Origin of the sequence: Xanthomonas sp. CFBP 8445, assembly GCF_025666235.1 — a bacterium.
Lineage (GTDB): Bacteria > Pseudomonadota > Gammaproteobacteria > Xanthomonadales > Xanthomonadaceae > Xanthomonas_A > Xanthomonas_A indica.
This window is the reverse complement of the sequence record NZ_CP102594.1, coordinates 4,253,329-4,267,433: the sequence shown is the minus strand read 5'-3', so window position 1 is coordinate 4,267,433 and position 14,105 is coordinate 4,253,329. Positions and strand designations below refer to the sequence as shown.

The 14,105-nt window shown below is 69.9% G+C and carries 12 protein-coding genes; 7 read left to right on the top strand and 5 right to left on the bottom strand.

The genetic code is table 11. The features are described 5' to 3' along the window. Positions 1-109: 109 nt before the first annotated feature. Both NUG21_RS18390 and NUG21_RS18385 read right to left on the bottom strand, forming a co-directional pair. Entirely contained in the window at positions 110-1,564 is a 1,455-nt protein-coding gene (locus NUG21_RS18390) for a cellulase family glycosylhydrolase (protein ID WP_263391625.1), read from the bottom strand. Between the two features lie 258 nt (positions 1,565-1,822). Next, positions 1,823-3,262 (bottom strand): cellulase family glycosylhydrolase, encoded by a 1,440-nt coding sequence (locus tag NUG21_RS18385; protein WP_263391624.1) that lies wholly within the window; start codon positions 3,260-3,262, stop codon positions 1,823-1,825. Between the two features lie 312 nt (positions 3,263-3,574). Between NUG21_RS18385 and NUG21_RS18380 the strand changes: the two genes are divergently transcribed. Both NUG21_RS18380 and NUG21_RS18375 read left to right on the top strand, forming a co-directional pair. Beyond that, positions 3,575-5,248 (top strand): M28 family metallopeptidase, encoded by a 1,674-nt coding sequence (locus tag NUG21_RS18380; RefSeq protein WP_263391623.1) that lies wholly within the window; start codon positions 3,575-3,577, stop codon positions 5,246-5,248. Continuing rightward, entirely contained in the window at positions 5,245-5,775 is a 531-nt protein-coding gene (locus NUG21_RS18375; RefSeq protein WP_263391622.1) for a hypothetical protein, read from the top strand. The genes NUG21_RS18380 and NUG21_RS18375 overlap by 4 nt, the downstream gene beginning before the upstream one ends. Before the next feature lie 13 nt (positions 5,776-5,788). Here the strand turns inward: NUG21_RS18375 and NUG21_RS18370 are convergent, their stop codons facing one another. Continuing rightward, complete coding sequence (locus NUG21_RS18370; protein WP_263391621.1) at positions 5,789-7,381, bottom strand: APC family permease; 1,593 nt, start codon at positions 7,379-7,381, stop codon at positions 5,789-5,791. A gap of 249 nt (positions 7,382-7,630) precedes the next feature. On the opposite strand from NUG21_RS18370, the gene NUG21_RS18365 reads away from it, so the two are divergent. The 4 genes from NUG21_RS18365 to NUG21_RS18350 all read left to right on the top strand — a co-directional run bounded on the left by NUG21_RS18365 (position 7,631) and on the right by NUG21_RS18350 (position 9,321). Beyond that, a complete protein-coding gene (locus NUG21_RS18365) occupies positions 7,631-8,053 on the top strand; it encodes a hypothetical protein (protein WP_160946232.1) in 423 nt (140 codons plus the stop codon). Positions 8,054-8,063: 10 nt separating this feature from the next. After that, entirely contained in the window at positions 8,064-8,513 is a 450-nt protein-coding gene (locus NUG21_RS18360; RefSeq protein WP_017908518.1) for a type II 3-dehydroquinate dehydratase, read from the top strand. Next, positions 8,494-8,712, top strand: a complete 219-nt coding sequence (locus tag NUG21_RS18355) for a hypothetical protein (protein ID WP_152235729.1) — start codon at positions 8,494-8,496, stop codon at positions 8,710-8,712. The genes NUG21_RS18360 and NUG21_RS18355 overlap by 20 nt, the downstream gene beginning before the upstream one ends. 306 nt (positions 8,713-9,018) lie before the next feature. Continuing rightward, positions 9,019-9,321, top strand: coding sequence for a hypothetical protein (locus NUG21_RS18350; RefSeq protein WP_263391620.1), 303 nt, complete (start codon positions 9,019-9,021; stop codon positions 9,319-9,321). A 537-nt stretch (positions 9,322-9,858) separates the two neighbouring features. Here the strand turns inward: NUG21_RS18350 and NUG21_RS18345 are convergent. Next, positions 9,859-11,976, bottom strand: a complete 2,118-nt coding sequence (locus tag NUG21_RS18345) for a TonB-dependent siderophore receptor (protein ID WP_263391619.1) — start codon at positions 11,974-11,976, stop codon at positions 9,859-9,861. Positions 11,977-12,327: 351 nt separating this feature from the next. Beyond that, entirely contained in the window at positions 12,328-12,945 is a 618-nt protein-coding gene (locus tag NUG21_RS18340; protein ID WP_160946235.1) for a hypothetical protein, read from the bottom strand. A 174-nt stretch (positions 12,946-13,119) separates the two neighbouring features. Here NUG21_RS18340 and NUG21_RS18335 point away from each other — a divergent pair, with 174 nt between their 5' ends. Beyond that, positions 13,120-14,046 (top strand): oxygenase MpaB family protein, encoded by a 927-nt coding sequence (locus NUG21_RS18335; RefSeq protein ID WP_263391618.1) that lies wholly within the window; start codon positions 13,120-13,122, stop codon positions 14,044-14,046. The last annotated feature ends 59 nt before the right edge of the window (positions 14,047-14,105 follow it).

Here is a 14,105-nt window from a genome sequence, read left to right as displayed (position 1 = left end):
GGAACGTGACTGATGGCACACCGCGGCATGCCGGGCGGCGCGCCGGCATGGCGCGCGGCCATCTCCGCAGAGGGGCCGCGCGCGTGGCGTCAGGGGCGCAGCGCCGCGCTCAGCGCGCGGCACAGAAGCCGAACTCGGCGGTCGCGCCCGGGGCCAGGGTCTTGTTCCAGTCCACGCCGCTGGCGCTGAGCGTGGTGCCGGACTGCGTCCAGGTGGCGTTCCACAGGTTGCTGATGGTGCCGCTGATCGACAGGGTGGCGGTCCAGTCGCCGCTGCTGCCGCCGGTGTTGGTCACCTGCACGCGGTTGCAGTAGCCGGCGTTCCAGTCGCTGTCCACCAGCACCTTGGTGCTGAAGCTGCTGCCGGACGGCGGCGGCGTGGGCGTTCCGCCGCCGCCGGTGCCACCACCCCCACCACCGTTGCCGCCACCACCGCTGCTGCCGCCGTCGCGGTCCCACAGCTTCTTCAGCAGGGTCACCTTGTCGGTGCGCACCGTGCTCCAGTCGTCGTTGAGGATGCCGCCGGTGTCGCCGCTGTTCGGGTTCCACGACCAGTAGAAGCCGCTGTGGATGCCCTTGCCGATCAGGTAGTCGACCAGCGCGTTCTGCCACTGCACGTCCAGCGGGTTGCCCTGGCCGTACTTGCCGCCGAACTCGCCCAGCAGCAGCGCGTGGCCGGCCTGGACGAACCGGCCGAAATGCTGCTCCCAGATCGCCGGCATGTTGGCCGGGAAATTGGAGGCGTTGAAGTAGGACTGCATGGACACGTCCGGCCCGTACACGTGCGGGGCGAGCAGCAGGCGGTTGGCCGGAATGGACAGCGGCGTGCAGGCCAGCGGTTCCAGGTTCTCGCCCCAGAAGTGCGCGGTGCTGCTCGAACAGGTCGGCGTGTCGGCGATGCCCTCGACCACGATCAGCCAGTTCGGCGCCGCCTTCAGCACCGCTGCCGCCGCGCGCTCGGCCGCCTTGTTCCAGTCGGTGGCGGCATTGCCGCTGCCCCAGGTGGCGGCGCCGTGCGGCTCGTTCTTCAGGTCCAGGCCGATCACGCCCGGGACCGACGCGTAGCGCTTGGCGACGAAGCTCAGGTCGTCCAGCCATTGCTGCTCGCTGTAGCTGCCGGTGTACCAGAGTTCGGAGATGGCGTTGCAGTCCGGCGTGTGGTGGTCGAGCAGCACGTACATGCCGCGGCTGCTGAGTTCGTTGATCACCTTGTCCAGGATCTGCAGCGAGTTCAGGCCCTGCAGGTCCGCATTGCGGCTGTAGTCGATGCTGCCGGGCGACACCGCCTGCAGCGTCTGCGGGCAGAACGGCAGGCGCACGGCGTTGAAGCCCAGGCCCTGCATCTGCGTGATCATGTCCTTCCAGTTGCGCGCCCACAGGCCGTGCACCGTGTGCTGCGCGGTCTCGAAACCGAACCAGTTGACGCCGCGCAACTGCACGGCGTTGCCGGCGTCGTCCACCACCTTGCCTTGCTGGATGGCGTAGCTCCAGGCCGAGCCGCTGGCCGCCACGAGCGCCGCGGCGAGCAGGCAGCGGGTGATACGGGAGTGCAGGGACCGATTCATCGCGATGGCTCCGATGGCGGCCGGTGCGGAGTGCGCCAGCCAAAAGGGGGGCGGATGCTTGGCGGCGATGATCGGCAGTGTCCGCCGCGACGGCCGTGACTGCCGTTGCAGAAGACGGGCTTGTCCACCGATTGCGCGCAGGTGCTGTGGTGGTGTCCACGGGCGCGCAGTCGCCCGCTGCAAACGTCAACGGCAGCGTCGAGGGACGCTGCCGTTGGCGTGTTACCCCACGTGGGGCGCGAGGCGATGGCGCTGCCTTCAGCGGGCGGCGCAGAACCCGAACTCGGCGGTGGCGCCGGGGGCCAGGGTCTTGTTCCAGTCCACGCCGCTGGCGCTGAGCGTGGTGCCCGATTGCGTCCAGGTGGCGTTCCACAGGTTGTTGATGGTGCCGCTGATGGACAGGCTGACCGCCCAGTTGCCGGTGGCGCTGCCGCTGTTGGTCACCTGCACGCGTTCGCAGTAGCCGGCGTTCCAGTCGCTGTCGACGATGATCTTGGTACTGAAGCTGGCGCTGCCCGGTGCCGGTGCCGGGGTCGGCGTGGGCGTCGGGGGCGGCTCGGGGGTGGGCGTCGGCGTGGTGCCGCTGGTGTCGCCCCACAGCCGCTTGAGCCCGGCCATCTTCTCGGTGCGCACGGTAGTCCAGTCGTCGTCGAGCACGCCGCCGGTGTCGCGGCTGTTGGGGTTCCAGGCCCAGTAGAAGCCGCTGCGGATGTTCTTCTTGATCAGGTAGTCGATCAGCGCCTTCTGCAGGATCGGATCCTGCGCTTGGTTGCGGCCTTCGTTGCCGCCGAACTCGCCGATCATCATGGCGTAGCCGCGCTGGGTCAGCTGGCCGAACTGGCGCTCCCAGATCGCCGGCATGTTGGCCGGGAAGTTGCCGTCGCCGAAGTAGGGCTGCCAGTTCACGTCCGGGCCGTACACGTGCGGCGACAGCAGCAGGCGGTTGGCCGGCACGTTGAGCTTGGTGCAGGTCAGCGGTTCCAGGTTGCCGCCCCACCAGTAGCCGTCGCTGCTGGAACAGGTCGGGTTGTCGGTGATGCCCTCGACCACGATCAGCCACTTCGGCGCCACCTTCAGCACCGCCGCCGAGGCGCGCTCGACCGCCTTGTTCCAGTCGGTCTTGAGGTTGCCGGTGCCCCAGGTGTTGCGGCCGTTCGGCTCGTTCTTCAGGTCGATGCCGATCACGCCCGGTACCGACGCGTAGCGCTTGGCCACGAAGCTCAGGTCGCTGAGCCACTGCTGCTCGCTGTAGGAGTCGGTGTACCAGAGCTCGGAGATGCCCTGGCAATCGGGCGAGTGGTGGTCCAGCAGCACGTACATGCCGCGGCTGCTGAATTCGTTGATCACCTTGTCCAGCACCTGCAACGAGTTCAGGCCCTGCAGGTCCGGGTTGCGGCCGTAGTCGATGCTGGTCGGCGCGACGCCGCGCAGGGTCTGCGGGCAGAACGGCAGGCGCACGGCGTTGAAGCCCAGGCCCTGCATCTGCGTGATCATGTCCTTCCAGTTGCGCGCCCACAGGCCGTGCACGGTGTGCGCGCTGCCTTCGAAGCCGAACCAGTTGACGCCGCGCAGCTGCACCGCGTTGCCGCGGTCGTCCACCACCGTGCCTTTGCTGATCGCGTAGCTCCAGGCCGACCCGCTGGCGGCCAGCAGCGCGGCGGCCAGCACGCAGCGGGTGATGCGGGGGAGGGGGGACATCGACATCTCGGCAGGTCTCCGGAAGCGAGCCGGCCCCGCAGTCGGAGCGGCCCAGGCGAGGGTGGGGAGTGATGGGCTCCACGCCGGGCTTGGGTGGAAGCCAGGGCGGGCGCGCGGATCGGCATGGGCCACCGGATCGGCGCGGCCCCGCGGTGCGCGAGCGCGGCATTAGAGCATGTTCAGCTTCGTATTTGAGCGGTTAATCACAATAAATTTTTGCGACAGCGCACGTATGGTGGTCGTTCGACCCATCACGACCCGGTAGGGGCGCCGCTACACTCGACCTTCTTTGTCTCTGCCGAGGGGAACCGAGTGAAACGACCGATCGTGAGCGCGTTGGCTCTTGCGCTGTCTGGCGCCTGCCTGGCGGCACCGCCGCCCGCACCGACCTTCGACACCAAGCGCTTGTCCGCCGACGTCAAGACCCTGGCCTCCGACGCCTACGAGGGCCGCGCCCCGGGTTCGGCGGGCGAGGAGAAGACCGTGGCCTATCTGAGTGCGCAGTTCCAGGCGGCCGGCCTGCAGCCCGGCGGCGACCTGCGCGACGGCAAGCGCCTGTGGACCCAGGCGGTGCCGCTGCGCCGCGCCGACATCGTCGGCACCCCGCGCCTGGCGATCGCCAGCGGCGACCAGCGCCAAACCCTGACCCAGGGCCAGCAGATCGCCGTGCGCGCGGCGCTCGACGGCAGCAGCCAGGTGACCCTGGACGGGGCGCCGCTGGTGTTCGTCGGCTATGGGGTCAAGGCGCCCGAGCGCGGCTGGGACGACTTCAAGGGCGTGGACCTGAAGGGCAAGATCGCGGTGGTGCTGATCAACGACCCCGACTTCGAGACCGGCAAGGGTGCGTTCGACGGCAAGGGCATGACCTACTACGGCCGCTGGACCTACAAGTTCGAGGAAGGCGCACGGCAGGGCGCGGCCGGCGTGCTGATCGTGCACGAGACCGCGCCGGCCTCCTACGGCTGGGCCACCGTCGCCAACTCCAACACCAACAGCATGTTCGACGTGGTCCGCGACGATCCCAAGGCGGTGCACCCGGAACTGGAGGGCTGGATCCAGCGCGATCTGGCGGTGGAGCTGTTCAAGCGCGCCGGGCTGGATTTCGATGCGCTGAAGAAGCAGGCGCAATCGCGCGACTTCAAGCCGGTGCCGCTGAAGGGCGAGCGCCTGTACGCCGACTACGCGGTGAAGTCGGAGGTGATCACCTCGCACAACGTGGTCGCGCGGCTGCCCGGCAAGACCCAGCCGGACGACACCCTCATCTACACCGCGCACTGGGATCACCTGGGCGTGGGCGCGCCCGACGCCAAGGGCGACCGCATCTTCAACGGCGCGTTGGACAACGCCAGCGGCGTCGCCGCGCTGCTGGAACTGGCCCGCGCCTTCGCCAAGGGCCCGGCGCCACAGCGCTCGGTGGTGTTCATGGCGGTCACCGCCGAGGAGAAGGGCCTGCTCGGCTCGGAGTACTACGCCTCCAAGCCGCTGTATCCGCTGGCGCGCACGGTGGCGGTGATCAACATGGACGGCATGAGCCCGTTCGGGCCCTCGCGCGATTTCGGCATCTACGGCACCGCCAAGCTGGAACTGCTCGACGACCTCAAGCGCGTGGCCAAGGGCTGGGACCTGCGCTACACGCCCGATCCCAAGCCCGAAGCCGGTTACTTCTTCCGCTCCGATCACTTCTCCTTCGCCAAGCGCGGCGTGCCGGCGCTGTCCTTCGCCGCCGGCCAGGACTGGGTGGATGGCGGCGTGGCGGCCGGCAAGGCCGCCTCGGACGACTACACCGCCAAGCGCTACCACCAGCCCGGCGACGAATGGCAGCCGAACTGGACCTTCGCCGGCGCCGCGCGCGACATGCAGGTGCTGTACACCCTGGGCGAGGAACTGGCCAATTCGCCGCAGTGGCCGAACTGGAGCCGCGACTCCGAGTTCCGCGCCGCCCGCGACGCCAGCGCCGCGCAGCGCCCAGCCGCGCCTGCCAAGTGAGCCACGACCCGTTGCCGCCTGCCTCGCAGGCGGCCCCGGACGCACGCGCGGATGAGGTCGACCCGCTCGACGCGGAGGCGGGCAACGACCCGCTGCCGCGCTGGCTGGTCGGCGTTGGCGTGGTGACGACCTTCCTGTTCGTCGGCCCGCCGCTGGGCACCGTGGTGGTCGGGCTGCCGGTGGCGATCGCGATGACCCGGGGGGAGAGCAGCGGCGTCACTGCCCCGCTGCTGCTGCTCCTGCTGATGGCGCTGTTTTCCTATGTCTTCGGCGCCTTGCCGGCGCTGTTGACCGGTCTGTTCGCCGCCCGCGCCTGGCCGCGCCTGCGTGGCTGGCGCGCGCATCTGCGCATCGGCCTGATCGGCGCCGGCACCTCGGCGGTCTGCGTCGCCGCGGCGATGGCCGTATTCATCAGACGCGACGCCCCGTTCTACGAGAGCGTCATCGCGGTGGGCCTGTGCGCCCTGGCCGGCTTCGTCGGTGCCACGCTGCTGTCGCGCGCGCTGCAATGCCTGCGCGGCGGCTGAGCGCCGCCGCGGCTCAGCCGGCGCTGGCCTGTTGCAGCGACGGGGTGCGCCAGCCGGCGCGCACGCCCCAGAAGTAGAAGCCCAGCGCGACCACGCCGACCACCACCAGGTCCGGCCCGTAGGACAGGTAGCCGTGGCCGCCGAAGGTGGTGCTGCCGGCCCACGACAGCAGGGCGATGGTCGGCAGGTAGGCGATCAGCCAGCTGGCGCCGCGCAGGTGCCGGCGGAAATCCTTCCAGCCGTCGCGCTGCTGGTAGTAGGCGTACACCGGCAGGGCCACCAGCATCAACAGGATGATCTCGCCGGTCAGCGGCCAGCGTGCCCAGTACAGCAGTTCGGTGGCCAGCACGAAGGCGGCGGCGGCCAGCACCGGCAGGCCGGCGATGCGCAGCGGGCGGTGCATCTCCGGCGCATGCTTGCGCAGCGCCATGGCGCTGATCGGGCCGGTCAGGTAGGAAATGATGGTGGCCACCGAGATCACCGCTGCCAGCGTGCCCCAGCCGCGGAAGAAGAACAGGAACAGGTAGGACACCAGCAGGTTGAAGAACATCGCCGGGCGCGGCACGCCCCAGGTCGGGTGGATCCGGCCCAGCACCTTGGGCATGGTGCCGTTGCGCTCCATGCCGTAGATCATCCGCGCGGTGGTGGCGGTGTAGGTGATGCCGGTGCCGCTGGGGCTGACGAAGGCGTCCACGTACAGCAGCATCGCCAGCCAGTGCAGGTTGACGATGATCGCCAACTGCGCGAACGGCGAGCGGAAGTCGATGCCGTGCCAGCCGGCCTCGGCCAGCAGGTCCGGCGGCACCGCGCCCAGGTAGGCGACCTGCAGCAGCACGTAGACCACCGTGGCCAGCGCGATCGAGCCAAGCACCGCGAACGGGATGCTGCGCCCCGGGTTGCGCGCCTCGCCGGCCAGGTTCACCGGGCTCTGGAAGCCGTTGAAGCTGAACACGATGCCGGCGGTGGCCACCGCGGTGAGCACCGCGGCGAAGTCGATGGTGTGGCTGCCGCCGTGCAGGCCGACGCTGAAGTTCTCGCTGTGGAAGCCGCTGGCGATCAGCGCCACGCCGGTCAGCGCCGGCACCACCAGCTTGAACACGGTGATCAGGCTGTTGGAGCGCGCGAACAGCTTCACGCTCCAGAAGTTCAGCAGGAAGTACACCAGCACCAGCACCGCGGCGATGATCAGCCCGGGTACCGACAGTTCGCCGGCGCCGCCGGGCTGCTGCATGTACAGGTCCTGCGCCCACTGCCACGGCCAGGACGCCATGTACTGCACCGAGGCCTCGGCCTCCACCGGGATCACCGACACGATCGCGATCCAGTTGGCCCAGCCGGCGATGAAGCCGACCAGCGAGCCGTGCGAATAGTGGCTGTAGCGGACCATGCCGCCGGACTCGGGGAACATCGCGCCCAACTCGGCATAGGCCAGGGCGATGGTGGTGACGATGGCCGCGCCCAGCACCCAGGCCCAGATCGCGCCGGGGCCGGCCAGCCCGGCGGCGCGCCAGGCGCCGAACAGCCAGCCGGAGCCGATGATCGAGCCCAGGCCGGTCAGCATCAGGGCGAACGGGCCGACATCGCGGCGCAGGGCGGAGTGGGTCATGGCGAGTCCGGGCGGCGGCGGGAAGCCGGGGATGATCGCATAAAGCCGGGAATCGGGATTGGGGAATGGGGAATCGGAAAAGCGGCGTGTCGTTGGCTGAACGTTCGCGGCTTGTGCTCATCGATTCCCCATTCTCCATTCCCGATTCCCGCCTTACGCAAGCTTTACGCCCCAGGCCCACTTCCGCCATGGAACGCTTACGCGGCGCGCGCGCAGACTGCGCCACGTCCTTTCCGTTGGATGTGTTCCATGTCGATTCTGCTGATCCAGGGCCCGCATCGCGATGCGTCGGCCATTGCCGCGGCGCAGTGTCTGGCCGCTTCCCATGCCGCGCAGGTGGTGCCGGTGGCCTGCGCCGATGCCGCGCAGATCGTGGCGCGGCTGCGGCAAGGCGCGTGCGACGACACCGAGCTGGTGCTGCTGGATTCCGGCGAATTGCCGGCGTCGGAGCTGGCCGACCACGGCGCGCAGCTGTGCGCGGCGCTGGAGGCGCTGGGCCACCCGTACATCGAGGTGCACGACGCCAGCGCGCAGGCGCTGGAACCGCTGCTGCATCCGCGGCACGCGCCGTTGCTGACGGTGATCGCCAACGGTGCGCTCGCCGACAGCTACGCCATCGCCCTCGGCGTGGCGCAGCGCCGGCTCGGCGCGCGCGCGGCGCTGGCCAACTGAGGGCGCCGCCATGTCGATCCTGTTGCTCCGTGGCCCGGACTGCGTGGCCGGCCATCGCGGCCGCCCGGCGCGCATCGCCCCGCCGGTGATGCGGCAATTGCTCGCCCATGCCGGGCGCGCCGGCAAGACCCTGGCCGTGCGCGGCTGCGCCAGCGAGCGCGAACTGCTGCAGGCGCTGGCCCAGGCCGACCAGGCCGGCGTGGAGATGCTGCTGCTGGATCCGGGCGCGTGTTCGGACAGCGCCGTCACCGCCGACGCGGTGGCGCACCTGCGCCGGCCCTACGTGGAAGTGCACGACGACGCCAGCGACCGCCGCGAAGCCTGCCTGTGCGCGGCCTCGGGGCAGCGCCTGGGCCAGGTCGGCGGCTACTGCGCGCAGGGCTACGCGCTGGCGCTGTCGATCGCGCTCGAACACCTGGGCTGCAACGGCTACGAAGGCGATGTCCACGTCGGCACCTGAGCGCGCGCGCCACTACCTGGCCGACTACGAGGCCTACAGCTTCGGCCAGCGCGTGGCCTGGGGCACCCTGGCGCACACCTGGGCCGAGCCGGCGCCGCTGGATCCGGAGCGGCTGCTGTGCCGCCTGCGCGCGCAGGCGGCGCAACGCCACGGCGTGGACAGCAGCGAGATCCGCATCCGCAGCGTGAGCCGGCTGTAGGGCCCATGTGCTGTCGCCCGGGATGCTGCAGTCGCGCACTGCGTGCGGCGGCGCCGCGGTTGCGTCCTGTCGAGACCGTGTCCCGTCCGCCTCAGTGGCGGTCGCGTCGCACGCCGCTAGGGGGGCGCGACGCCACGGCTCTCCTCGCCGGAACCCACAGTTGCTGGCCGCCATGCTCGCCCGCCTGTTCTTCCTCGTTCGCCTGTCGTGCGGCTGGGCAGGGGCGGTGGTCGCGCCGCCTTCGTCCGGGCCGGGTTGTTCTACGGCATGGAGTCCCCGCCGGGCTGTCCGTTCGGCCTGCCGGCGATGCTGTCGGCGCTGATCGCCGGCATCACCCACCTGCGCAAGATCTGGCGGATCGCCGGGCGCCTGCAGTGCCTGCGCATCCATATGGGCGTGCGCCTGCAACTGCGGGCGCAGGACACGATGTCATCCCGACCGTGGCCGACGTGGCTGGGCTTCGACACCCGGTCGGGCGGCACCGGCATCGGCCTGAAGAACCTTCGTGCGCAGGAGGCATTCCCGCGGAGCTGCCGGATGACGTCATGCGTCGCGGCTGAAGCCGCTCCTACAGGATGCTTTTCTGCGGTTCGGCACGCGGCGTCGTAGAGCGGCTTCAGCCGCGACCCTTGATCCGATGTCAACCGATGTGCCGCATCGCGTTGCCGAATCAGTCCTTGCATCATGGATGCAGTGATCCGATCGCCGCTGTTGTGGGAGGGACTTCAGTCCCGACGCCTCCGCAACGGGGCTGCCGGATGGCGTCTCGCGTCGCGGCTGAAGTCGCTCCCACAAGAAGCGTTCCCGCAGGGCTGTCGGATGACGTCATGCGTCGCGGCTGCAGCCGCTCCTACAGAACGGCTCGCTGCGATCCGGCACTGGACATCGTAGGAGCGGCTTCAGCCGCGACCTGGCTGCGAGGGCGACGATGCGCCACATCGCATCGCCGCATTCGCCCGCGCATGCGACTGTCGCCATCCGATCGCCGCTGTTGTGGGAGGGACTTCAGTCCCGACACCTCTGCAACGGAGCTGCTGGATGGCGTCTCGCGTCGCGACTGAGGTCGCTCCCACAGGAGGCTGTCCCGCGATCCGGCACCACATTGGTACGACCGGTGTCGCGTCGCGCGCAACGACGCGCGTCCACTCAGTAATCCACGCCCACCGAGAACAGCAGCGTGCGCGGGTCGCCCAGGGCCACGGCGCGTTGCAGGCCGCCGGTGTAGTAGTCGCGGTCGAAGGCGTTCTTCAGGTTCAGCGCGTAGCGCCAATGGCCCTGGCGGTAGCCGAGGCCGGCATCGACCACCAGATAACCCGGGATGCGGTGGCCGTAGGCGGTCTTCTCGCCTTCGGCGCGCACGCCGCCGCTGACGCTCCAGCCGTCGGCCGCGCCGTGGGCGGCGTACTGCAGCCAGAGCGAACCGCTGTGCCGCGGCACGTTGTTCAGGCGGCTGCCGACGCTGCTCACGCGTTGGCCGCCGTCGTCGGTGACGACCGCATCGGTGTAGGCGTAGCCGCCGAACAGGCTCAGCCCGTTGCCCAGGTCGGCGGCGGCGTTGAGCTCCAGCCCGCGGCTGCGTTGCTCGCCCACGGCGATGCTGTAGCCGTCGTTGAACGGATCGGTCTGCAGCACGTTGCGCCGGCGCAGGTCGTACAGCGCCATGCTCAGGCTGGTGCTGCTGCTCACTTCCATCTTGACGCCCAGTTCCACCTGGCGCCCGCGTTCGGGGTCGAACTGCGCGCCCTGCGCGTCGGTGCCGACGTTGGGATAGAACGAGGTGGCCACGCTGACATACGGGCGCAGGCCGCCACCGGCGTCGAACATCAGCGCTGCAGAGCCCGTGGTCGCACTGTTGTCGTTGCGCGTGTCGGTGCCGGCCAGGTGGTCCTCGCTGCGGTTGCGGCTGCGGTCGTGGCGCAGGCCCAGCAGCAATTGCCAATCGGGCGCGAACTGGATGCGGTCGCGCAGGTACAGGCCGCCCGAGGTCACCACGCTGAGGTTGTCGCGGTTGGGCCGGGCCGGGCAGACCACGGCGCTGCCGTAGACGGGTGCATACACGTCGAGCGTGCCGACGCGGCAGGTCGACTGCACGTTCCATTCCCAGGTCTTGAACGCGTCCAGGCCGGCGGTGACCGTGTGCTGCCAGGTGCCGGTGGCGAAGCCGCCCTGCAGGTAGGTGTCCTGCACCCAGGTGCGACCGTCGAACTGTTGCTGGGTGGCGGTGCGGCGCAGGGTGCGCAGATCGGCGGCCAGGCCGTTGTTGGCGATCAGGAACCCATTCAAGCCGAAACTCTGCCAGCGTGCGGCGTGGTGCAGGGTCCAGCCGTTGTCGAAGCGGTGATCGAGCACGTAGCCGATCCGGCTCTGGTGGCTGTGGTACGGCCGCTGCCCGGGTTCGCCGGTGAACAGCGCGCGGTCGATCCGGCCATTGCGGTTGGGCTCGGCGCTGCCTTCCCAGGGCAGGCCCTGTTGGCGGATGTAGTCGCGTTCCTGGTAGCTGGTCAGCAGCACGAAGTCGGTGCGCGGGCCCAGGTCCAGCGACAGCGACGGGGCGATCCAGCGGCTGCGGAAATACACGTGGTCGGTGGGATCGTCGCTGTTCATCGCCAGCCCGTTGAGGCGCAGCGCCACCTTGCCGTCGGCCGACAGCGGCTGGTTGAGATCCACGCTGCCCTGGCGCAGGCCGTCGCTGCCTACGCTCAGGTCCACCCGCCGCATCGGCTCGGCGCCGGGGCGCTTGCTGATCAGGTTGACCAGGCCGCCCGGCAGCACCTGCCCGTACAGCAGCGAGGCCGGGCCCTTCAGCACCTCCACCTGCTGCACGCCGAACAGTTGCTCGGCCACGCGGTTGCTGTCGGCCGTGCGCAGGCCGTCGACGAACAACGCGTCGGAGGCGGTCTGGCCACGGATGATCAGGTCGTCCCAGCCGCGCCGGCCGTAGGTGTTGGCGACCACCCCGGAGACGTTGTGCAAGGCATCGGACAGGCTCAGCGCCTGCTGGCTGTCCAGCAGCGCGCGCGGCACCACGGTGATCGAGAACGGCGTCTGCGCCAGCGGCGCATCGGACTTGTCGGCCTGCACCGGCCCGGTGGCGCGGAAACCGCTCTGCGCGTCGGCGCGCACCTGCACCGTGGGCAGGGCGGTCGCCTGCGCGGCATCGGCGCCGCTGTCGGCGTCCGTGGCGGTATCGGCGGTGGTTGCGTGCGCAGGCAGGGACAGCGCCATGCCCAGCAGGCAGGCACAGGAGAGGGGGTGCAGTGTCATCGAGACCGGGGGGGGAAAGTTCTAATCGAGAATGATTATATTTCGCGAAGCGATCGTTGGGAATGCCCGTGGCCGCGAACTCGGGCCTTCGCCGGCTGCATCGAGCGTGTCGCGGTGACCCGGTGTCGATGGTCAGGGATGGAGACGCGGCAGGCGGCCGGCATCGCGGCGATGCTGCACGCCGGGACAGCGCTGGCGCTCATGGGCGCCAGCGGGATGCGCGGCAGCGTGCGCCGCAGATGCTTGGCCACTCGTGTGCGCGACGGCGACCACGTGGCGCGGTCGCGTTGGTCGCAGATCTTCGCCGCGCCATCGTGCAGATGGCGCGCGTGGCATGCGTGCGGCGCGGGCTCAGCCGGCGACGCGGAACACGCCGGGCTGGCCGCCGGGCGGGGTGCCTTCGAACTGGATCAGCGAGGCGACCAGTTCGGCATGCAGGCGGATGCGGCCCATCTCGCGCATGATCCGGATGTCCTCGTGGCGCAGTTCGCGGTTGGCCACCACCTCGCGCTTGTAGGCAAGGATCTCCGGGTACTTGCGTGCCATGTTCAACGCGTCGGCCACGCATTCCACGGTGTCGGCATCGGCGGAGAGCGGCTCGCGGCTGTTGAACGCGGTGAGCCAGCGCTCGAAGCCGGCGGTGCGGTCGAACATGTTGGCGATGAACCAGATCACGAACAGGATTGCCACCCACGAGGTGACCACGATGACGATGCGCGAGAAGGTCAGGTGGTAGTCGTGCTGCCACAGCTGCGCGGTGATCACGCCGAGCAGGATCAGCGAGATCGCCTGCCAGCCGATGATCGAGGCCACCAGCCACTGCTGCTTGGCCTTGGCCAGCAATGCCACCTCGTCGCGGATCTGCGCCTCGCTCTTGTGCTGCCAGTGCGCGACCTGTTCGGGAAACGAGCGCTGGTGCAGCGCGTTGTCCTCGAGCAGCAATCCCAAGCCTTTGAACAATGCGAACATGACGGGCTCCTTGCAGATGCGGTGACGGACGCGGAACGTCGGCGGGCGATCTTGAGGCAGCTTCTTTCTAGCACAGCGGCCGCAAAGTGCATGCTGCGGTCGCACATGCGGCGCGGCCGGTGTGCGCCATACGCCATCGCACGGCGCTCGCGCCGTCTCCGCTAGCATCGGCGCATGCCTTCGTTGCTGCGTACCCTCTCCGCTCCGGCCACCACCCAGATCCGTCGCTGGGTGCTGGGCGCGTTCCCGCGCGAGCGCGATGCCATCGATTACGACCAGCCGCTCGGCGACATCGGGCTGTTCGGCCCGGACAGCGTCACCTGGCGCATCCATGCCGAGTTTCCCGGGATGCTGGCCGGCGGGCTGTGCGCGTTGTTGCTGCAGACCCTGCACCCGTTGGCGCTGGCCGGGGTCTACGACCATTCCAACTTCCGCGAGGACCTGGTCGGGCGCCTGCGCCGCACCACCCAGTTCGTCGCCGCCACCAGCTACGCGCCCACGGACGCGGCGCAGCGCCAGATCGCCCGGGTCCGCGCGATCCATGCCCGCGTGCGCGGCCACACGCCGGATGGGCGCGCCTATGCCGCCGACGATCCGGCGCTGCTGACCTGGGTGCACGTGACCGAGGCCTACGGCTTCCTGCAGGGCTATCGCCGCTACTGCCGCGCGGTCCCCGGCGCGATCGCCGACCGCTACTACGACGAAGGGCGGCGCGTCGCCGAGGCGCTGGGCGCACGCGAGGTCCCGGCCAGCGAGGCGGCGGTGCTGGAATATTTCGACCGGCAGCGGCCGCAGTTGCGGGTGGATGCGCGCTCGCGCGAGGTGCTGGCGGTGCTGGCCGGCCTGCGCCTGCCGGTCCCCGCCCCCGGACTGTCGCGCGAACTGTTCCTGGGCGCCGGTGCGGCGTTGTTGCCGCCGTGGGCCAGCGCCATGCTGCGGCAGGCGCGGCTGCAGCGCACCGGCCCGGCGGTCCCGGCCTGGTTGCTGCAGCAGGTGGCGCCGCTGTTCCGCGTCGCGCTGCACGACGGCATCGCCGCGCGTGCCTGCCGCCGCGTCGGCCTGCCGACGCAGCAGCTGGCGCAGTGGCCCGTAGTGGACTGAATGGTTTATCCGCATCGCTGAACCCAGCATCGCGTCACACGTGGTCAAGATCGCCGGTC